Origin of the sequence: Spongiibacter tropicus DSM 19543 (assembly GCF_000420325.1) — a bacterium.
Classification (GTDB): domain Bacteria; phylum Pseudomonadota; class Gammaproteobacteria; order Pseudomonadales; family Spongiibacteraceae; genus Spongiibacter; species Spongiibacter tropicus.
Genome location: NZ_ATUS01000005.1, coordinates 174,360 through 194,793, shown reverse-complemented (window position 1 = coordinate 194,793; position 20,434 = coordinate 174,360). Strand labels below are relative to the sequence as shown.

The following is a 20,434-nucleotide window of genomic DNA, read 5'->3' as shown; positions in this document are numbered from 1 at the left end:
GCCCTCCCCGAACGCGCGTTTAGCGACCCGTCATTCCTTTTCCAAGGCCGCAGCGACCCACTCAAGCCGGTCTTGGCCAAAGTACATCTCGTCGCCGACAAAGAACGTGGGTGCACCAAAAGCACCTCGCGAAACGGCTTCTCCAGTCAATGATTTCAAGCGTTCTTTGACCTCCTCTGAACCGCAAAGCGCATCGTTTTCAGCAGGGTCGATACCCGCCTTACGCAACACCTCATTCAGAACATCCGCGTCGCCCAGGTTTTTTCCCTCTGACCACAGTGCCGGATACACGGCGTTTAGATAGGCTTCAAAATCTGCGCTACCCAGCAGGCCTGCCGCGCCTCGCATCAACCGAAGTGTATTGATGGGAAAATACGGGTTAAGTATAAACTCCACACCATAGCGCGCGGCATATCTGCTCAAGTCCGTAAACAAATACTGGCCTTTGGCCGGATTGGCCGCCGGCGATTGGTTTCCTGTCGCCTGGAACAGCCCACCCAACAGTATCGGTTTCCAATTAATACGCGCATCCAAACTACGGGCCATATCCGGAAGTTGTGTCCACGCCAGATAACTGGCCGGACTGCCCACATCAAAATAAAAATCAACACAGCGGCTCATAACAGCTCCTTTTTAAAAGGTTTCCATCCACGGACGAAGATCAAACTCGTGAGTCCAGCAATCCCGTGGCTGCGAATGGATATTCCAATATTGATCAGCGATATGTTCTGGCGAGAGTATCCCGCCCTGCGCTTTTCGAGCGTACACATCAGGGAAGCGCTCTTTTATAAAGTCCGTATCAATCGCCCCGTCTACCACAACGTGTGCAACATGAATTCCCTGAGGCCCCAATTCTCTGGCCATGCTTTGCGCCAGAGCTCGCAAAGCGAACTTGGCACCCGCAAACGCAGAAAAACCGCTAGCACCGCGCACCGAGGCCGTGGCCCCAGTGAAAATAATGGTGCCCCGCTGCCGGGGAAGCATCACTCTTGCGGCAGCTCGCCCCGTAAGAAAACCTGCCAGCGAGCCCATTTCCCAAACCTTCCGATAGACCCGTTCCGTTGTCTCCAGAATAGAAAATCGAACGTTCGCACCTATATTGAAAATGACAACCTCGACGCTGCCGATGTCTGCTTCAATATCCTTAAACATCGACTCCATATCTGTCTCGTTGCGGGCATCACAGCCGAACGCGTGAACGTCGCCGCCATCATTCCGAATGCTCTGAGCCAAGCCCTCCAGCGCTTCTTTTTGGCGACGCGTCACGACAACGGTATAGCCTTCTTTAGCGAAACGCTTCGCGATAGCGCCTCCGGTGGCATCGCCCGCGCCAATCACGACAGCAACCCGTCGATCTGTATTCGTCATGCCCACTCCTTTAAGTTCTATTTTAGAACTTTCATATTAGTTCTATTTTGGAACCTGTCAAGTTACTATTCGAGAACCTGACGTTAGGAGCGAAATATGCGCTGGGAAGACCTGGACAAAGAGCCCTGCAGCTTAGCGAGAACTCTCTCGGTTATCGGAGATCGATGGACGCTGATTATCCTGCGAGAGTGTTTTCTCGGCATTCGCCGGTTTGAAGAGTTTGAGGAACGTCTGGGCATTACCCGGCACGTGCTGGCGGGCCGCCTGAAGAAGCTCGTAGAGAATGGCGTACTGTACAAAAAGCCCTATCAGGACGGGCAGAAACGAGAGGAGTACCGCCTTTCTGAAAAAGGTATGGACCTCTACCCCATCATCATCAATCTCGTCTTTTGGGGAAACAAGTACATGACCGATGAGCAAGGACCGCCGATTATTCATGTGCACAAACACTGCGGAATGCCGATGACACCCGTCACTCACTGCTCAGCATGTGGAGAGGAAGTCCGCGCGCGAGACGTTGAGGTAAAAGCAGGCGCGGGCTGGGAGGCCCGGCTGGGTGATCGTCTGAGCCCACCAAACAGAAAGGCATCTGCAAAAAAATAGTGACAATGATATGCGGTGTTCTGCTCCCGTCCGTTACACCGAAAGGCCTGGCTACGCCTCGCCAGTCGCAGTTGAATGGGGCTCAGCAATGGGATTGTCGCAGTAGCAACCTCGATTCAACCAATCAAAGACGGTCGCCTCAGACTCCCACGACAAGGCAGAAACACCCATGACATCATTCACGGCAGTTGTACAAAAATTTCCCGACGTTACTGGGCCAACATAGGTCAACACAGACGCCCGCATAGTGAGTAGTGTTGGCGTTGACGGAATCTCGGCGAGTATGGCAGGCGCATCAAACATCCCGTTTCCAGTGCGATAGAGACCGACATCAATCACCTTCAGCATTGAGGTGGGGCGTTCAGCCTCCTCGAGGATCGCAGTCAGCTTTTTCAGCGTTGCCGCGGTACATACACAATGGCGATCTACGATGAGTACTAACTGATCTCCGGCATACCCTTCGTCTAGCAACCAGGCCTGCGCCCTCCCCGAAAAGCCGTCGTTAAACCCCATAAGCGGAGCTTCATCCGGGTCGACATACCAGCTTTCGAGCGATGCCTGCCACTTCCCCAGCAGCACCAAAGCAAGCGGCGCCAGTATCGCGAGATGGATAAGGAACTTGTCGTAACGGCGTTCAGTTACACTTGCCAAAACATCCACCAACTGTCGAAGTTGGACGGCCACACCAGTTCCAGCAGGCCAATCAGCACTGCGTACATCACCACATTCTTTTTCCAGGCTCGGCGACTCCACATCGCTGATTCAGGGGCACGCTGATATTGAAACCAAAGCGTATAGATAAACAATCCAGTCGCGAGACCCACCTGCAGAGCAATGGCAAAATTAATGCGCGGCAACACTTCCGACGGACTCGCGAAGAGGTAGTGCCCCAAGGAAATCCAGTTCGCCAATACAAAGCCGTGAACCAGAGAAAAGCTGTAGTCGACTTTACCCCGGTAGATGTAGTCCACCGCGCGATGCGCGAGCAACATAATGGGAATAAAGAGCAAGGCGACAATCTCTGCCGTCAACCAGGCGGGCTCGGGATATTCATCAAAGAAGTAAACATTGTCGAAGAAGTGCAATGCCGCGCCGTAAAGCGTTATCCAGATGAACCATTTATAGATTTTTGTTGGTGTGTCCATTTCAGTACCCTGCGAAATCCCATAGAATTATGCCATGCGACATATTCCTGGAGGCTATATTATGCCGTGCGTCATAGTCAAGCTTCGTATCCATACCGGTGGCAGAAAATGAAAGGGCAAACCCGAAACAAAATGATCTTTGGTGCCATCGACCTGCTGCGCCGACGCGGCCTGAATGCCACCAGCGTCCGTGAGGTGGTGAAACACAGCAATACTCCACGAGGCTCTGTGCGACACCATTTCCCCGACGGAAAGCAGCAATTGATCTCGGAGGCGATGCGCAGTGCCGACGAACTGGTAACGCAACTTTTGAAAGCGTTGATCGAAGACAAAGGACCAACAGAAGGGGTGCTATCTTTTATCGATAGCTGGAAGGACATCCTTCGCGACAATGACTATGAAGCCGGCTGCCCTATCCTCGCCGTTTGCGTCGAGCAATATATCGGCGACGATGGCGCGCCGGATACCGGCGTACAACGTCAGTTCCTTGATATTGCCGAAGACGCTTTCAGTGGCTGGCAGGCGATTATTGCCTCAGCATTGGAGAGCAGCGGCGTTGATTCCCTCGCTGCAAGCCGCCGATCGCGTTTGATCATCGCGGCAATGGAGGGTGCCATTGTGATGTGCCGTTCGAGCAGAGATCCCGCGCCGCTGGACGATATTAAAACAGAAATAGGCCTTTTACTCGGCGCATCACAGCACTAAGGCCGGCACCCAGCGCAAAAGCCGTTCCTCACACCGAATACTGTGCCTCCAGCTCATCGATAAACGCCTTGCCCACCAAGCGCTGACGTTCGGCAAAGGGCGCTACCAGCGCCGGATCTTCGTTCAAGTGACGTTCATCGCGCAACACCGTCAGGGCCCGCTGCATGCCCGCTACAGCACCTTGCAGGGCCGCGTTGGCATAAAGCACGATGCCATAGCCGAATTCCGCCAGTTCGCCGGTCGTCGCAATAGGTGTTTTACCGCCGATCACCATATTCATCAGCAAGGGTGCGCTCAGGAACGCCGGCAAACGACGCACTTCATCTGCGGTTTCCAAGGCTTCGACAAACAGAATGTCAGCACCGGCCTCAGCATAAGCTGCCGCGCGGTCAACGGCGGCATCGAAGCCATCGATAGCGCGAGCATCGGTGCGAGCCATAATCAGCAGATCTTCGCTTTGACGGGCATCGACGGCGGCTTTGATTTTACCGACCATTTCTTCGCAGCTAATCACCGCCTTGCCATTAAAGTGGCCACAGCGTTTGGGGCTGAGCTGATCCTCCAACTGCACGCAGTCGGCGCCAGCCCGTTCGAGCTGACGGATACTGTGGCGCACATTAACGGCGTTGCCGAAACCGGTGTCGGCATCAACCAGCAGCGGGAGGTCCACCGCGTCGCGGATACGTGAGGTCTGTTCGACAATTTCCGCCAGCCCCATAAATCCCATGTCCGGCAGTCCCAACTGCATATTGGTAACGCCAGCGCCGGTGACGTAAATCGCTTCAAAACCGAGATCGGCAATCACCTTGGCAGACAAGGCATTGAAGGCGCCAGGCACCAGTACACCCCGACGGGCATTGGCAAGTTCTCTCAAAGTTTTTCCTGTGGACATACGTTTTTCCTGTCAATAATTCAGTGTTACTGCGTTAAAAGGTATCGGCGGGAACGCGCACCCAGCCGTCCATCAGAATGCGGGCGCTGCGACTCATAATGGCGCGCTTCACACGCCACTCGCCGTTTTCTTCTGCCACCTCGGCACCCACACGCAGCGTGCCGGAGGGATGTCCGAAACAGACGGACTCACGAGCACGGCCGCCCGCCGCAAGATTGACCAAGGTGCCGGGAATTGCCGCCGCGGCGGCGATGGCAACGGCCGCTGTACCCATCATGGCGTGGTGCAACTTGCCCATCGACACCGCCCTCACCAAGAGGTCGATATCGTCGGCAGAAACGGTGCCCCCACTTGCTGCACGGTAGTCAGCAGGCGCGGCCACGAAAGCAATTTTGGGGGTGTGCTGGCGCTGCAGTGCTTCTTCCGGCGCGCGGATCAAGCCCATGCGCAGCGCACCCGCCACGCGAATGGCTTCCAGCTTTTGCAGCGCCACCGTGTCATTATTGATATCGTCGCGAAGCTCAGTGCCCTGGTAGCCAGTGTCTGCGGCGTTGACGAATACAGTGGGAATCCCCGCCGTCATCATCGTGGCAGGCAGCGTACCGATCCCCGGCACGTCCAGCTCATCGACAGGATTGCCGGTGGGAAACAGCGAGGTATCCTCACCGCCATCGGCCGGGTCGAGAAATTCCAGCACAACCTCTGCGGCGGGAAAGGTCACACCGTCCAGCTCAAAATCGCCGCTTTCCTGCACCTGACCATCGCAGACCGGCACGCGGGCAATAATAGTTTTGCCGATATTGGCCTGCCAGATACGCACCTCGCAGTAGCCGCTTTCCGGCAATCGCGACGGTTCAATCAGCCCGGCGTGAATGGCGAAGGCCCCCGCCGCCGTAGACAGGTTGCCGCAATTGCCACTCCAATCCACAAAGGGCTTGTCAATTGACACCTGGCCATAGAGGTAGTCCACATCGTGATCAGGCTGCTGGCTTTTCGACAGAATCACGCATTTGCTGGTGCTGGACGTCGCGCCGCCCATGCCATCGATATGGGCGGCATAGGGATCGGGACTGCCGATCACCCGCATAAACAGGCGGTCTCTGGCCTCCCCCGGCTGCTGACAAGCAACGGGGAGATCATCCAGACGAAAAAACACCCCTTTTGAGGTGCCGCCACGCATATAGGTAGCGGGAATACGAAGCTGAGGTGAACACGACATACGCTGTCCTTAAATCGTTAACACGGCGGCAAGGCAACACATTTATGCCGCCTCATTGCCCGCCAGAAAATCCTGAGCAAAGCGCTGCAATACCCCGCCTGCCGCATACACCGAAACCTCTTCGGCTGTATCCAGGCGACAGGTCACCGGCACCTGCACGCTATCGCCGTTCTGACGGTGAATAATCAAGGTCAGCTCGGCGCGGGGCGCAATGTCGCCCACCACGTCGTACAACTCGGAGCCATCAATCCCAAAGGTATTGCGGTTTTCCCCTGCCTTGAACTCCAGCGGCAGAACACCCATGCCAACCAGATTGGTGCGGTGAATGCGCTCGAAGCCTTCTGCCACAATGGCCTCAACCCCGGCCAGACGCACGCCTTTTGCTGCCCAGTCGCGGGAGGAGCCCTGTCCGTAATCGGCCCCCGCGACAATAATCAGCGGCTGCTTTCGAGCCATATAGGTTTCAATGGCCTCCCACATGCGCACGATATCGCCCTCCGGCTCCAGTCGTGCCAGCGAGCCCTGGATAGGCTCGCCAGTCTTGCCATCCAAGCACATTTCGTTCAACAACTTGGGATTGGCAAAGGTTGCCCGCTGCGCGGTGAGATGGTCGCCCCGGTGCGTGGCATAAGAGTTAAAGTCCTCCTCAGGCAGCCCCATTTTGGCCAGGTACTCCCCCGCCGCGCTGGAGGCCAGAATCGCATTGGAGGGAGACAGGTGATCGGTGGTGATATTGTCACCCAGCACCGCAAGCGGGCGCATACCCGTCAAACTGCGATCTCCGGCCAGTGCGCCCTCCCAGTACGGAGGACGGCGAATATATGTGCTCTGAGGACGCCAGTCATACAATGGGCTCGGTGCCCGGGCGCCACGATCCAGATCAAACATGGGGATGTACACCTGTCTGAATTGCGCCGGATGAACATGGTCACGAACAATGGCATCGATCTCCTCGTCGGAGGGCCACAGCGTTTTCAAGGTAATCGGCATGCCCTTGTCATCGTAGCCCAGCACGTCTTTTTCAATATCGAAGCGCACTGTACCGGCAATGGCATAGGCCACTACCAGCGGTGGTGACGCAAGAAAGGCCTGCTTGGCATGGGGATGAATGCGGCCATCGAAGTTGCGATTGCCCGACAGCACCGCTGTGGCATACAGATCACGATCGATAATTTCCTGCTGAATCGCCGGGTCCAGCGCCCCGCTCATGCCGTTACAGGTGGTGCAGGCATAGGCGACGATCCCAAAGCCCAGCTTTTCCAGCTCCGGCAGAAGCCCTGCTTCTTCCAAATACAGACGAGCCACCTTGGAACCCGGCGCAAACGAGGTTTTCACCCAGGGCTTACGCAGCAGCCCCAGCGCATTGGCCTTTTTGGCAAGCAAGCCCGCCGCGACCACATTGCGCGGATTCGAGGTATTGGTGCAGGACGTAATGGCCGCAATAATCACCGCGCCATCGGGCAGCTTTCCCTGAGCCTCCTCTTCACGCGCTTTTTCCAGACCCACCGCTATTCCCCGCTCATGAAGAGCTGTGGTCGGCAGGCGGCGATGAGGGTTGGATGGCCCGGCCATATTGCGTGCCACGCGGGACAGGTCGAACTCCAACACCCGCTCGTATTCTGCACCCTCAAGATCGTCGGCCCACAGTCCGGCGGTTTTAGCATACTGTTCAACCAGCTTGACCTGCTCCGGTTCGCGCCCGGTTAGTGTCAGGTAATCCAGCGTCTGCTCATCGATATAGAACAGCCCAGCAGAAGCACCAAACTCCGGCGTCATATTGGAAATGGTCGCGCGGTCGCCGATGGTCAGGTCGCGAGCGCCCTCGCCAAAGAACTCCAGATAGGCCGACACCACCTTTTGCTGACGCAGGAACTCGGTCAGCGCCAGCACAATATCGGTCGCGGTGATACCGGGCTGACGCTTGCCGCTCAGTTGCACACCGACAATATCCGGCAGACGCATCATCGATGGACGCCCCAACATCACCGTTTCGGCTTCCAGGCCACCTACGCCAATAGCAATGACGCCCAACGCATCCACATGCGGGGTGTGGCTGTCGGTGCCTACGCAGGTATCCGGGAAAGCGACGCCGTCGCGAGACTGAATGACCGGCGACATCTTCTCCAGATTAATCTGGTGCATGATGCCGTTGCCTGCGGGAATCACATCCACATTCTCAAAAGCGGTTTTGGTCCACTCAATAAAGTGAAAACGGTCTTCATTGCGGCGATCTTCAATCTCGCGATTTTTCTCGAAAGCTTCGGGATCAAAACCCGCCGCTTCCACCGCCAGAGAGTGGTCGACAACCAACTGCGTAGGCACCACCGGATTCACCTTGGCAGGATCCCCCCCCTGCTCGGCAATGGCATCGCGCAAGCCAGCAAGATCAACCAGCGCCGTCTGGCCGAGAATATCGTGGCAAACCACTCTGGCGGGATACCAGGGAAAATCGCTGTCTCGGCGTCGCTCAACCAACTGCGTGAGTGCCTCGGTCAGGGCGTTCGGCTCACAGCGTCGCAGTAACTGTTCGGCGAGCACCCGCGAGGTGTAGGGCAAGCCCTCATAGGCACCCGGCCGGATGGCGTTCACCGCGCTGCGCGCGTCGTAATAATCCAGTTCGGTACCCGGCAGAGCAATGCGATAGGCAGTATTTAACGATGACAATGTGGAACCTCATAACATCACAACAGCGGCAGACTTGCGTTGCTGCCGCAACAACAAATGGGAAAAAGCCTCAGGCGCGCTGGGTCATCGGCGTAAACGCCATATCTTCGGGACCGATATAGTTGGCACTGGGTCGAATGATTTTGTTGTCGATACGTTGCTCGATCACATGCGCCGACCAGCCCGCCGTGCGAGCAATTACGAACAGCGGCGTAAACATTGCCGTGGGCACGCCCATCATGTGGTAGCTGACGGCACTGAACCAATCGAGGTTGGGAAACATCTTTTTGACCTCCCACATCACTGACTCCAGTCGCTCGGCGATGTTAAACATCTTCATGCTGCCCGCTTCTTCTGAAAGCTGCCGGGCGATGTTTTTGATTACCTCGTTGCGGGGGTCGCTCACGGTATAGACCGGATGACCAAAACCGATGACCACTTCCTTGTTTTCCACCCGACGGCGAATATCCGCCTCGGCCTCATCCGGCGAGACGTAGCGCTTCTGCACCTCGAAAGCGACTTCATTGGCCCCACCGTGCTTGGGACCCCGCAACGCCCCGATCCCCCCGGCAATGGCCGAGTACATATCGCTGCCAGTGCCCGCAATAACCCGCGAGGTAAAGGTCGAGGCATTAAATTCGTGCTCGGCATACAGAATTAATGAAACGTGCATGGCCTTCACCCAAGACTCGTTGGGAGTCTCGCCATGCAGCAGGTGCAGGAAGTGCCCACCAACCGAATCATCATCGGTTTCCACCTCGATGCGGCGCCCCGAGGTAGACCAGTGATACCAGTAGAGCAGCATGGAACCCAGCGATGCCACCAGCCGGTCAGCAATATCGCGGGCGCCCGGAATATTGTGATCCTCTTTTTCCGGCAACACGCAGCCCAACGCCGAGACGCCACAGCGCATCACATCCATCGGGTGAGCCGCAGCGGGCACGGCCTCCAAGGCGCTTTTCACATTGGCGGGTAGACTGCGCAGCGATTTAAGGCGCGTCTTGTAAGCACGGAGCTCGGCGGCGGTTGGCAGCTTGTCGTGTATCAGCAGATGGGCAACTTCTTCGAATTCACAGTTCTGCGCCAGATCGAGAATGTCGTAACCGCGATAGTGCAGATCGTTGCCCGTGCGCCCCACCGTGCAAATCGCGGTATTGCCGGCCACGACCCCGGACAGGGCGACCGACTTCTTGGGCTTTTTGCCAACCGGCGCCGCGCCCGTTGAGGCTTCTTTTGAGATGAAGGCTTCGCTCATGATCGTTCTCCGCAACCGCTGACCCCAGCAATGGACAGCCAGTTAGTAACTTCAAGATATTCGCAATACTTGCAAAGCGGATCGGCCAGACCATGATCTCTACTGGCCCATTGGCAATGGCAATTACTGCGTGTTCACGTACAGCGGGAACTCGGCCCACAGCGCTGCACGGCCGCCATAGTTGCGCGGCAAACATCGTGTAACAAGGGCTAAAAAAGCGGGTTATTGCGAAGAAAATTTGCGAATTTGCGAAGCTTGCAAATATTTAAAGACAGGAAAAAGAAGGCCAGCCGCAGGCTCGTCGCCATGTCGGCCGGCAGTGATCACCGCACGGCGCTCAACTGGCACTTTCTGCTGCGCCTTGCGCCACCGTCCAAACGGGGTGATGGCCATCAGCATTGTCAAAGCCGATATCCCGATAGCGGCAGCGCCCCTCTCCGCGCTGAAAAACAGAGTTGGCGATTAGCCATACGGCGACAACACGCTCCGGCGGCTCCCCCCCAATCGCCCGCCGGTAATCGGCAAGCAGGGAGCGCCGCTCCTGCAGCCAATGCCCTAATTTTTCGGGATCATTGCGCAGCACCCAATGCGTTTCACGTTGATCCCACCAGGGAAGTGGACACTGAAAAATCGTGTCCTCTGCGAGCTCGGCACTCCACATGTAGGTTAAATCCAGGCCGTTATCAAACTCGACGGCGATAGATAGGTAGTCGTGCGTTGCCTGAATATTTTCTGGCAGATTGGACGGCAGCGACTCGGCCATCCATGACCAGTTCAGCGTCAGTGCGTCGTCGAGAGGAAGGTCAACCGGGTATTGAACAATCCCCACATCGCCACAGGTACGACAGCTTATTTCGCCGCAGCCGTTCGTCGAGAAAATGCGCCCCTGGCCCATCCGCCACAAATCCTTCCAGCCCTCGGGCAACGGCTGCACTTCGGCAACATCGGTAAATAGCTCGGGCGCGGACTGCCGAGCTCTAGCCAGCAACTCGGCATCCGCAAGCGCTGGAACAGGAATCACCGCCATCGTTCCAGTCAGCGGCAAAGGTGGCTGCGCCACTTCATCAATATCACCAGTGGTCGTCGCAAAATCGCCTGGAGCGACAGCAATAAGCTGTAATTCACCATCACAGTCCGCAGTAAGGATCGTGGCCTCGCTCAAGGCCTTCTGCACCTTGCCCTCACCGAAGCGATACCAAAGCGCGGAATTCGGTCCCAGACCTACGTCGAGCGCCCTGGAAAGATACAGATGTCCGCAGGCGAGCAGCATGACGCGGTCACCGGCCTGACACTGCACTCCGGTGGAATGCCAACGCAGCTCGCCCCCAACAAGCGTCATCGGCTCTGGGACATCAATCTCCAATTCAGCGGCCAGGCGCATGACTCGTGTACTGAAGTCATTGGACGCTACCGACTTACCGCGCCTCAACCGACTCGCCACAAAACGCAAAAGAACTGACAGCGGAGATGGCATGCCTTGCGCAGTCACGGCACCTGGCGCCCCGATAAGCCCCATACGTTGATAAAGTGAGTGAAGCCGGTAGCGCGCCATTAGAAACTCCTTACTTATTGTTCATGTTCAGGAGCTTGCGTCTGGCGGCGGGCAATGACAATGTCATTCGCGGTCAAAAACCGCTGCGCATTTGTTTGTGCGGCTTTGGCTTTACAGCTCGGGCATGTCGAAAGGTGAAAATGTCACCCACTTGGAAATTCTGCGTAAAAATGCACAGTTTTTTACCCTGAGCCCGTGCATAGATCACAGAAATGCCCGCCACCCCTGCTCTAACATCTAAGCTTAGATGCGGCAATAGTTGTTTTTACCTGCTACATCCGTGAAACTACTTAAGTTTCTAGACGAACGTATTTAATAACGCCCTGTAACACCTGCTCGACTCTCCTGGAGGGGGATAAATGAAAAGTCTCAGACTCGCGGTGTGGCTCTTGATCACATCCAGCTTACTTGCGGCCTGTGGTGGTGGCGGAGATGCCCGAAGCCCTGACCGTCCCGGCCTAAGCATCGACCCGTCGACCATGCAATTGGAATTCGTCGACGGCATTACCACTCTACCGGGAACGGGTAACAACCGTATTTCCGTAAGAATGATGGCTCTGCAGTCTGACGGCATTAACAAAAATGTCGGCCCGGCCCAAAACATTACCTCCCGCGTTAACTGGACGCTCACCAACACCCCTCTTGCGGCACTGTCTTCAGATGAAGATGGCGACCTGTCTTTCCGGACGGTCACCCGCAATGGTATTGGTACTGTTATCGATATCGAGAGCACCCAGCAAATGGAGATCGACGCGGCCGTGGTCAGCGCGTCAATCACCGGCACCTTCCAAGGGACCTCTCGAGTGGGCGACTTCACCATTGTTCCGCCAACCCCGAGTGGCGCCGAGCAATTGGTGGGCAAAGACCTCATCCTGCTTGACCCGACGATTCCCGGTGACAGCGAGACCAATGGTTACCGCCTCCTGCAATACTTCACCAACACCTCGGTGCCGGAGAACCGCACGCATACCGTGGTGATCTGTTCAAGCAGCGAGTTTGCCACCGTGGAAGCCGGCCAGCCCGTCAGCCCCGGCGATGGTGTTGTGGATGTCACGTATACCAACCCCTTCACTCCCGATGGCAACAATGAAGCCAAGGAAGTCATCCTGTTCGCTGTTGACGGCGACAGCAACGACGCTTGCGTGGGCGCCGAGCCAAACGGCGAGCGTCAGCTAAAAGTCACACTTCGCCCGGCAACCTTCTCCAGCGTTGATATCTGCGCGGTGATCAACCCCGCTGGCGATGCCTGTAGTGCAGGTGGAGCATTCAATGAGGACTACATTGCGGATTGCCGCGGACTGGATACTGACAGTATCTTTGTACCCGCCGCGCAAAATCTTCAGTTCGTAGCCCGCAAAACCTTCAACTCGACCACTGATACCACGCAAACACTCACCGAATACTTGTGTAGCGAAGAACGCGAAAATGCTACTGCACCGACGTGGAGTGTCGACGAGCCCGATATCTTCTCCAGCGATCCGGCTGTTGACCCTGATCAGGGTACAGCGGCCACTATCGACCGCCTCGCCTACGCACAACTTGTTGAAGTTGTTGCCAACCCCAATGCGGTTGTTACCGGTAACTTCGGCGAAGGCGTTCCCGAGCTGCAAGACAGCCTGACACTGAATCTGGTCGATGCGCGCGTAGACGCTATCAAGATTGAGCGCACTGACGGCCTCAACGCGGACGATCCCCAACAGAGCCCGGATACCATCTACGTCAACAGCTTCCTGGATGGCATTGAGTACCGCGCTCTGTGTCAGTTCAGCGACCTGTCTGGTACTGAGCAAGAGTTCGAGACCTGCCCCAACGGCCTGATTCGCTGGACCTCTTCCGCACCTGATGTTGCAGAACCCAGCGCAGAAGCAACACCTGTTATCACTCTCGAACCCAAAACCGGTGTTCAGTTGGCGCAAGAGCCCTTCCCGTTCACACTGACTGTGACTTACATCGGCAGCGATGAGGACATCAGCGGCAGCCGCAACATTGAAGCGCGCGACCCCGGCGAACTGCAGGCGCTGCGTCTGTTTATGGTGCCGAACAAGTCCAACCCGGATGAAGTGGAAATCGACCAGTTCGCCTGTGTGGGCCGCTCGGACCTCGTATCGTCAGTCAGCAATGACGAAAACTTTGTAGAGAACGGCCAGCAGTTCGAGATTTACGCTGTATTCTCCAACATCCCGGGCTCTGCAGACCCCAACCTGGACGACCCCAATGGACCGGACTCCGGCCTCGTCTACGTCACCCCTGAGACTGAAATCCAGTTCAGCGCGGAATCGGGCTACTGGAGTGGCAGCTGGGCAGATCCTGCCATGTGTCAGAGCATTTCCAACCTCGGTGAAATCCCCGACCTCGGCGAGGAAACCGGTGGCGTTATTGTTAACTCACCGGCGGCCAGCTTCGACCCGAACAAGAAAGGTCGCCTGAAGTCCGATGGCTTACTGCGCCTTAACACGGTGTGCGTAACAGGCTTTGCGCTGAAAGACGAAAGCAAGCAAATCCCTGAGGACATCCGTACGGTTGACGGCACCACCGTTCTGGTTCTGCCTGCCGCGGACGACACACTGCTTGCCTCGTCTAACGAACTCTGCGAAACACTGGAGCCCGTACTGACGCTCGGCGGCTCACTGTCATTCGTTGACGGCGACGGCCCGGGCATTCTTCTGCCTGTCATCTACGGCGTAAGCCTGGTTGCAGACCCGCTGCTGGCCAGCCTGGTTGCCAATGACGACGGTGGCGCACTGCCCGTGGAGGAAATCCTCGACGGCCTGCTCTACGGTGACTTCACTGGCCTGAGCGCAGATGCACCAGACCTCGGCTTTGGCTTGGCAACCATCACTGATGGCTTGATCAATGGCATAGAACAAGTACCGGGACTGGGCTTGCTAGTCGACTTCCTCGACTCATGCGTCCTGTCCCAAACGCTTGACTTCTTAGGCAACCTTCTCACAGGCATCCTTACCTTTGACGCTGGCGCCTTTGAGGATATTGCTGATATCAACTTTGATAACTGCGCAGCCATTTTTGAAGGCGGCCTGTAATACAACAACAATACCAGCGCGGCCTTCGGGCCGCGTTTTGCCATTGGATAGCTACTAGGAGACTCCCAATGAAACTGCGTAATTTTGCGCTAGGTGTTGCCGCGATGGGCCTGGCGCTCACTGCGGTTGCCCAGAGCAGCGATGAGGAAAAGGTATTCGACGATCGCTGGCGTGTGCACGGCATGATCGGCGCGCAGGTTGCCGATGACGACGACCTCGACAACGGTGCACAGGGCAAAATCGGTTTCGGTAAGCCCATCAGCCCTTACATTATGCTGGACAGCCACATCAACTACGGCGAGTTGAAGACCAGCAAAGATGATGTGTACGAGCGTGCAGCTGTCGGTCTGGATATTCTGTTCTTCCCTTTCGGCGCCTTTTATCTGGATGCCAGCGCATTGCAGCCCTACTTCGGTCTGGGTCTGACTTATCACGAAATCGAGTTTGTTGGCGACATCGAGTCCAACTACGGTAACGACGCCATTCTCGGTCTGACTTACGAACTGGATCATGCCTCGCTTCGCGCTGAAGCCCGCTACCAGATCGATAAGATCCACGAAAAAGACGTGCTGGTTGACGATTACTTCTACACCTATGCCTTCATGCTCGGTGTATCGGTACCGTTCGGTGACAAGCCCCTGCCGTATAACTACGACAGCGATGGCGACGGTGTGCCGGATCGGATCGACAAATGTCCGAACACCCCTCGCGGCACACCCGTTGATTCCAGCGGCTGTCCGCTGGACAGTGACGGCGACGGCGTACCCAACTTCCGCGACCAGTGCCCGAACACTCCCGCTGGCGCGAAGGTTAACGTAAACGGCTGTTCCATCGACGACGACCGCGACGGTGTACCCAACGATATCGACCAGTGCCCAGGCACACCATACGGCGTCCCCGTTGACACCCGTGGCTGTCCGCTGGATACCGATAACGACGGCGTGCCCAACAAGATTGACCAGTGTCCTGGCACCCTGCCCGGCATGAAGGTTAATTCACGTGGCTGCGTCATTTCGCAAACCGTTGAGCTGAGCGGTGTTCACTTCGAATTCGACAAAGCGCGCTTGATGCTGGATTCGAAAACGGTCATGAGTAATGTCGCCAAGTCACTGACCAACGAGCCTGATGTACGCATCATCATCGCCGGTCACACCGATTCGATGGGCAGCGATGCTTACAACAAACGCCTGTCACAAGAGCGTGCTCAAGCCGTGGTTGATTTCCTGATCAGTCAGGGCATCGATAGCAGCCGCCTGCGTGCTGTGGGTTATGGTGAAAGTAAGCCGGTTGCCGACAACGGCACGGAAGAAGGACGCGAGCGTAACCGCCGCGTAGAGCTGCAGGTAATCAGCTCGGAAAGCTAAGCCAACACAGGCAATATCGACAAGGGGCGGATTTCCGCCCCTTTTTTTATTGATTCATCGCGTAACATTGCTATCTCCCCTGAACGACTCTACAAATTCCCGCCTTTTTTAGCGCTTTACTTGTATTCAGCAGTTCTGGCGACTTAACTAACACTATTCCACTCATCCTTGCGAGGTCACACACCGTTAATCGGAGCATGCGCAACATGCCTAACTCTTCCCCCGGTTTCAGTTTGAAACACATCAATCCGCCGGTTTTTTTCGGCTCTGTCATTCTCATTTTCGCCGTCGTTCTCTTCGCGGTCAGTAGCCCGGACTTGGCGGGCAGCGTCTTCAGCCAAACTCAAAGCTGGATCGTCGACAGCTTCGGCTGGTTTTATCTACTGGCTGTCGCGGTCTTCCTGCTGTTCTCGCTTTATCTGGCACTCAGCCAGTACGGCAGCATTCGCCTGGGCCCCGAGCATTCACAGCCCGACTTCAGCTACAGCTCATGGTTCGCCATGCTGTTCTCCGCTGGCATGGGTATCGGCTTGATCTTCTATGGCGTCGCCGAACCCGTGATTCATATGAGCAGCCCTCCCCAAGGAGAAGGTCATAGCGTGGAAGCCGCAAGGGAGGCCATGGCCACCACTTTCTTCCACTGGGGTCTGCACGCCTGGTCTATCTATGCCGTGGTGGGCCTGTCACTGGCCTATTTCGGTTTTCGCCACGGGCTGCCACTCACCCTCCGCTCAGCCCTCTATCCCATCATTGGCGAGCGTATGCACGGCTGGATCGGTCATGCGGTAGACATCTTCGCGGTACTGGGCACCATGTTTGGCGTAGCCACATCACTGGGCCTCGGGGTGATGCAGGTGAACGCGGGATTGAGCTACCTGTTTGATATTCAGGTATCGACGACCGTTCAAATTATATTGATCGCCATCATTACCGCCTTTGCCACGACCTCGGTCGTTGCGGGCCTTGATGCCGGTATCCGTCGACTCAGTATTCTCAATCTGATACTGGCCGGCGCCTTGATGGTCTACATGCTCGTCAGCGGCCCCACTCAGCACCTGCTGCAGGCGGTCGTTCAAAACACCGGCCACTACCTCGATGGCCTGATGGAAAAAACCTTCAATCTTTACGCCTACGAACCCACCGAATGGATGGGCGCGTGGACGCTCTTCTACTGGGGCTGGTGGATTGCCTGGTCGCCTTTCGTCGGCATGTTCATCGCCCGCGTCTCGAGGGGCCGCACCATTCGTGAATTTGTGATGGGCGTTCTCTTTGTGCCAGTGGGCTTCACCTTCGTGTGGATGACGCTGTTCGGCAATACCGCGATAGCCTTAGACTTTGGTATTGCCGATGGCGCGATTGCCGCGGCAGTAAACAGCGATGTCTCCACCGCTATTTTTAAAGTGTTTGATTACCTGCCCATGGGGAATATTGCATCGATGCTGGCGACCCTGTTGGTCATCACTTTTTTTGTGACTTCCTCCGATTCAGGCTCGCTGGTCATCGACATTATCACTTCCGGCGGCAACCACGAGCCACCCACATGGCAGCGTGTATTCTGGGCGGTCACCGAAGGTGTTGTTGCCATCGCCTTGCTGCTTGCCGGTGGTCTGGCGGCCCTGCAAAGCGCTGCCATCGCCAGTGCCCTGCCCTTCACCTTCATCATGCTGGTGATCTGCTACGGCCTGCACAAAGGCTTGAGACGCGAAAGCCTGCGACTGGAAGCACGCAGCCAGGACGACCACAGCATTACGGCCAGCGAGGTTCCCTGGCAGGTTCGTCTGAAGCGCATGGTGACCTTCCCTGGCCGGGAGCGTGCCACCGCGTTTTTGAATTCGGAAGTGCTGGATGCCTTTACGGCGGTGCGCAAGGAGTTTGCCAAGCACGATCTGCACTGTGAAGTGCAGCGCGGTGACGACAATATTGTGCTCAAAGTCTTCCATGGCGACGAGGAGAACTTCCGCTACGGCGTCTTTCTGAGCAGCCATATTGCGCCCAGCTTTGTCGTGTCTGACCTGCACATGGACGCCGCCCGGCAGCATCATGTCTACCGCCTGGACGTACACCTTAGCGATGGCGCCCAGCATTACGACATCATGGATTATCCGCGCGAGCAGATCATCAGTGACATCCTGTCCCAATACAACAAACATCTGCTGTATCTGGACATGACGCGAGCAACCATCGCCCCCAGCGACTCACTGACTGAGGAGGCCAACGCATGAAAAAGCCTCTCGTCTGCCTGGCCGCTACACTGCTGCCATTGACGGCTTCGGCAGCCACCGACATTACGGTCGGTGGCGCCGTGCGATTTCAGTATACCTTCGAGGATTACGACAACGGCAATCGCGAGCGGGTCGGCGACCTCGACCTGGATACGGTCCGCCTGAACTTTGATGGCACTGTGGACAATATTCTGCTGTCGGCGGAGCTGCGCTACTACCAGTATATGGAAGTGGTGCACCACGCCTGGCTGGGCTACCAGATCAATCCCGAATGGCAGGCACAACTGGGGATCACCCAGGTGCCCTTCGGCAACCTCAGCTATAACTCCCACAGCTTCTTTTTCAGCAGCAATTACTATGTCGGACTGGAAGATGACTACGACTTCGGCCTGAAGTTTCTCTATCAGGGCGAGCGTATCGAAAGCCAGATCGCCCTTTTCAAGAACGATGAACAGGGTGGTATTGACGGCTATGTCGACAATCGTAGCGACCGCTACTCCTACGATGTCGTCGGCAGCCGACAAGCCGGAGAAGGCACCTTTGATGCACCGGGGAGTGCGCTGGCAGAGAGTAATACCTTGGCCTGGCGGTTAGCGGGCAATGTTCTGCAAGATGAAAACCGCAAGGTTCAGTTGGGCGTATCCCTGTTGCACGGACAATTGCACAATGACCAGGAACAGTCCGCTGGCGATTACGGCGCGTATGCACTCCATATGGACGCCAATCTGGGCAACTGGAACCTGCAACTTACCACCGGGCATTACGAGTACAACAGCGACGACGGCGCGGAGCGTATGGTAGTGGGCGCCTATTCCTTCTTCGACAGTATTGCCGCCGAGGCGGATATTCACAGTGCCAACATCGCCTACCGCTGGGATAAGCCCCTGGCCGGGCTGGATACGATGACGTTCTATTTGGACAACAGCCTGATCAGCAATAAATCGGGGCAACTCGACGACACCCAGATGCATGTCCTCGGGGCGTCGATCAGCAAAGGCAGCCTGTTTACCTATGTCGACCTGATACACGGTGAAAACCAGCCGTTTATCGGCGGCAGCATGGGCGAAAACGCCGGCAATGCGAATACCCGCTTCAATATCAACTTTGGCTTTTACTTCTAATCTTACACGCACCGCCCATAAAAAAAGCCCTGTCGCTCGCGCGGCAGGGCTTTTTATTTGCTTGCGCTCAGCGCCGCAAATCAGCCTTCAATCTGATAGTAATCCATCAGAATCTGAGCCACTTCAGGACGAGAGAACTCAGGCGGCGGCGCAATACCGTTGCCCAGCATTTCACGAACCTTGGTGCCTGACAGCAGAACAAAGTCTTCTTTCTCGTGATCTGGCGCATCGCGCATCATCACCACCTTGTTCAGCTTCTTGGAGTACGCCGTGTGGTCTGCACGATAGATATCGATTTCCAGGGCACCGGCGGGCACTTTCTCATCGAAGATGGTCTGCGCGTCAAAACCGCCGTAGTAGTCGCCCACACCGGCGTGATCGCGACCCACAATCAGGTGAGTACAGCCACAGTTCTGACGGAATACCGCGTGCAGTACTGCTTCGCGAGGACCGGCATACAGCATGTCGAAACCGTAGCCAGTGATCATTACGGTGTTTTTGGGGAAGTACACTTCCACCATCTTACGGATCGCCGCGTCGCGCACATGAGCAGGAATATCGCCAGCCTTCAGCTTGCCCAGCAGCATGTGAATCAGAATACCATCGGTGCCCAGGTCTTCCATCGCCATACGGCACAGCTCTTCGTGCGCACGGTGCATGGGGTTACGGGTTTGGAAAGCCACGACTTTTTCCCAGCCGCGCTCAGCCATTTCGTTGCGAATTTCAACAGCGGTGCGGAAGGTGTCGGGGAAGTCGTCTTGGAAGTAGGAGAAGTTCAGCACCTGAATCGGACCGGACAGCAGTACATTGCCCTGACTTTTGAAGGTCTTCACACCGGGGTGGTCCATGTCCAGGGTGCCGAAGATGTTTTCGGCCATGAAGTCGATCTGCTCGTCGCTCACGCTCTCAACCGCCTCCACATCCATGATGGCGAGAACGGGGTTGCCCTCAACGTTAGGGTCGCGCAGGGCGATACGGCTGCCCGCTTCAACGCCTTCAGCGCTGGGCATCAGGTTGATAATGGGCACAGGCCAGAACAGGCCATCAGCGGTGTGCAGATTTTCAGCCACACTCAGTGAATCAGCCAGATTCATATAGCCGGTCAGCGGGGTGAAGTAACCGCCACCCAACATCACCGCGTTGGCCGCGGCGGCAGAGCTGACGACGATAGACGGCAGACTTTCAGCTTCTTTGTTCAGGGCATGGTGTTGCTCGGTGTCATAGACGAACAATGGCTTCAGTTCGTCGGCGCCATGAGGCTTAATCATAAAGTAACTCCCTTA

At 56.4% G+C, this 20,434-nt stretch carries 16 protein-coding genes; 6 read left to right on the top strand and 10 right to left on the bottom strand.

Annotation, left to right across the window (positions count from 1 at the left end):
• Positions 1-30: 30 nt before the first annotated feature.
• Positions 31-621 (bottom strand): 2-hydroxychromene-2-carboxylate isomerase, encoded by a 591-nt coding sequence (locus G411_RS0117215; RefSeq protein WP_022960454.1) that lies wholly within the window; start codon positions 619-621, stop codon positions 31-33.
• Positions 622-633: 12 nt separating this feature from the next.
• Positions 634-1,368 carry an SDR family oxidoreductase gene (locus G411_RS0117210; protein WP_022960453.1) on the bottom strand — a complete coding sequence of 245 codons (735 nt, stop codon included), beginning with the start codon at positions 1,366-1,368 and terminating at the stop codon, positions 634-636.
• A 96-nt stretch (positions 1,369-1,464) separates the two neighbouring features.
• Between G411_RS0117210 and G411_RS0117205 the strand changes: the two genes are divergently transcribed.
• Positions 1,465-1,971 carry a winged helix-turn-helix transcriptional regulator gene (locus tag G411_RS0117205; RefSeq protein ID WP_022960452.1) on the top strand — a complete coding sequence of 169 codons (507 nt, stop codon included), beginning with the start codon at positions 1,465-1,467 and terminating at the stop codon, positions 1,969-1,971.
• 51 nt (positions 1,972-2,022) lie between these two features.
• On the opposite strand, the gene G411_RS0117200 is transcribed toward G411_RS0117205, so the two are convergent.
• Together G411_RS0117200 and G411_RS0117195 are read right to left on the bottom strand one after the other, a co-directional pair.
• Positions 2,023-2,655 carry a DUF6436 domain-containing protein gene (locus G411_RS0117200; RefSeq protein WP_157581395.1) on the bottom strand — a complete coding sequence of 211 codons (633 nt, stop codon included), beginning with the start codon at positions 2,653-2,655 and terminating at the stop codon, positions 2,023-2,025.
• A complete protein-coding gene (locus tag G411_RS0117195; protein ID WP_022960450.1) occupies positions 2,610-3,116 on the bottom strand; it encodes a hypothetical protein in 507 nt (168 codons plus the stop codon). The genes G411_RS0117200 and G411_RS0117195 overlap by 46 nt, the downstream gene beginning before the upstream one ends.
• Positions 3,117-3,224: 108 nt before the next feature.
• Between G411_RS0117195 and G411_RS0117190 the strand changes: the two genes are divergently transcribed.
• Positions 3,225-3,821, top strand: coding sequence for a TetR/AcrR family transcriptional regulator (locus G411_RS0117190; protein WP_022960449.1), 597 nt, complete (start codon positions 3,225-3,227; stop codon positions 3,819-3,821).
• A gap of 28 nt (positions 3,822-3,849) precedes the next feature.
• Here G411_RS0117190 and G411_RS0117185 read toward each other — a convergent pair whose 3' ends face one another.
• The 5 genes from G411_RS0117185 to G411_RS21030 all read right to left on the bottom strand — a co-directional run bounded on the left by G411_RS0117185 (position 3,850) and on the right by G411_RS21030 (position 11,403).
• A complete protein-coding gene (locus G411_RS0117185; protein ID WP_022960448.1) occupies positions 3,850-4,713 on the bottom strand; it encodes an isocitrate lyase/PEP mutase family protein in 864 nt (287 codons plus the stop codon).
• A 34-nt stretch (positions 4,714-4,747) separates the two neighbouring features.
• Positions 4,748-5,932, bottom strand: a complete 1,185-nt coding sequence (gene prpF / locus G411_RS0117180; protein ID WP_022960447.1) for a 2-methylaconitate cis-trans isomerase PrpF — start codon at positions 5,930-5,932, stop codon at positions 4,748-4,750.
• Between the two features lie 42 nt (positions 5,933-5,974).
• A complete protein-coding gene (gene acnD, locus G411_RS0117175) occupies positions 5,975-8,596 on the bottom strand; it encodes a Fe/S-dependent 2-methylisocitrate dehydratase AcnD (RefSeq protein WP_022960446.1) in 2,622 nt (873 codons plus the stop codon).
• Between the two features lie 70 nt (positions 8,597-8,666).
• Complete coding sequence (prpC, locus tag G411_RS0117170) at positions 8,667-9,851, bottom strand: bifunctional 2-methylcitrate synthase/citrate synthase (RefSeq protein ID WP_022960445.1); 1,185 nt, start codon at positions 9,849-9,851, stop codon at positions 8,667-8,669.
• A 337-nt stretch (positions 9,852-10,188) separates the two neighbouring features.
• Positions 10,189-11,403, bottom strand: coding sequence for a DUF3047 domain-containing protein (locus G411_RS21030; protein ID WP_022960444.1), 1,215 nt, complete (start codon positions 11,401-11,403; stop codon positions 10,189-10,191).
• A 359-nt stretch (positions 11,404-11,762) separates the two neighbouring features.
• On the opposite strand from G411_RS21030, the gene G411_RS0117155 reads away from it, so the two are divergent.
• The 4 genes from G411_RS0117155 to G411_RS21015 all read left to right on the top strand — a co-directional run bounded on the left by G411_RS0117155 (position 11,763) and on the right by G411_RS21015 (position 19,151).
• Positions 11,763-14,444, top strand: a complete 2,682-nt coding sequence (locus G411_RS0117155; protein ID WP_157581393.1) for a hypothetical protein — start codon at positions 11,763-11,765, stop codon at positions 14,442-14,444.
• Between the two features lie 68 nt (positions 14,445-14,512).
• Positions 14,513-15,808: an OmpA family protein gene (locus tag G411_RS21680; RefSeq protein WP_022960441.1), complete on the top strand. Its 1,296-nt coding sequence runs from the start codon at positions 14,513-14,515 to the stop codon at positions 15,806-15,808.
• A 206-nt stretch (positions 15,809-16,014) separates the two neighbouring features.
• Positions 16,015-18,030, top strand: a complete 2,016-nt coding sequence (locus G411_RS21020; protein ID WP_245542397.1) for a BCCT family transporter — start codon at positions 16,015-16,017, stop codon at positions 18,028-18,030.
• Positions 18,027-19,151 carry a hypothetical protein gene (locus G411_RS21015; protein WP_022960439.1) on the top strand — a complete coding sequence of 375 codons (1,125 nt, stop codon included), beginning with the start codon at positions 18,027-18,029 and terminating at the stop codon, positions 19,149-19,151. Before G411_RS21020 ends, G411_RS21015 begins: the two co-directional genes overlap by 4 nt.
• 80 nt (positions 19,152-19,231) lie before the next feature.
• On the opposite strand, the gene sat is transcribed toward G411_RS21015, so the two are convergent.
• Positions 19,232-20,419, bottom strand: coding sequence for a sulfate adenylyltransferase (sat, locus tag G411_RS0117135; protein ID WP_022960438.1), 1,188 nt, complete (start codon positions 20,417-20,419; stop codon positions 19,232-19,234).
• Between the last annotated feature and the right edge of the window lie 15 nt (positions 20,420-20,434).

Excerpts from the sequence above, each read along its gene's own strand:
- G411_RS0117215 (WP_022960454.1), bottom strand. The coding sequence starts at position 621 with ATGAGCCGCTGTGTTGATTTTTATTTTGATGTGGGCAGTCCGGCCAGT.
- G411_RS0117210 (WP_022960453.1), bottom strand. The coding sequence starts at position 1,368 with ATGACGAATACAGATCGACGGGTTGCTGTCGTGATTGGCGCGGGCGAT.
- G411_RS0117205 (WP_022960452.1), top strand. The coding sequence starts at position 1,465 with ATGCGCTGGGAAGACCTGGACAAAGAGCCCTGCAGCTTAGCGAGAACT.
- G411_RS0117195 (WP_022960450.1), bottom strand. The coding sequence starts at position 3,116 with ATGGACACACCAACAAAAATCTATAAATGGTTCATCTGGATAACGCTT.
- G411_RS0117190 (WP_022960449.1), top strand. The coding sequence starts at position 3,225 with ATGAAAGGGCAAACCCGAAACAAAATGATCTTTGGTGCCATCGACCTG.
- G411_RS0117185 (WP_022960448.1), bottom strand. The coding sequence starts at position 4,713 with ATGTCCACAGGAAAAACTTTGAGAGAACTTGCCAATGCCCGTCGGGGT.
- prpF (WP_022960447.1), bottom strand. The coding sequence starts at position 5,932 with ATGTCGTGTTCACCTCAGCTTCGTATTCCCGCTACCTATATGCGTGGC.
- prpC (WP_022960445.1), bottom strand. The coding sequence starts at position 9,851 with ATGAGCGAAGCCTTCATCTCAAAAGAAGCCTCAACGGGCGCGGCGCCG.
- G411_RS21030 (WP_022960444.1), bottom strand. The coding sequence starts at position 11,403 with ATGGCGCGCTACCGGCTTCACTCACTTTATCAACGTATGGGGCTTATC.
- G411_RS0117155 (WP_157581393.1), top strand. The coding sequence starts at position 11,763 with ATGAAAAGTCTCAGACTCGCGGTGTGGCTCTTGATCACATCCAGCTTA.
- G411_RS21680 (WP_022960441.1), top strand. The coding sequence starts at position 14,513 with ATGAAACTGCGTAATTTTGCGCTAGGTGTTGCCGCGATGGGCCTGGCG.
- G411_RS21020 (WP_245542397.1), top strand. The coding sequence starts at position 16,015 with ATGCCTAACTCTTCCCCCGGTTTCAGTTTGAAACACATCAATCCGCCG.
- G411_RS21015 (WP_022960439.1), top strand. The coding sequence starts at position 18,027 with ATGAAAAAGCCTCTCGTCTGCCTGGCCGCTACACTGCTGCCATTGACG.
- sat (WP_022960438.1), bottom strand. The coding sequence starts at position 20,419 with ATGATTAAGCCTCATGGCGCCGACGAACTGAAGCCATTGTTCGTCTAT.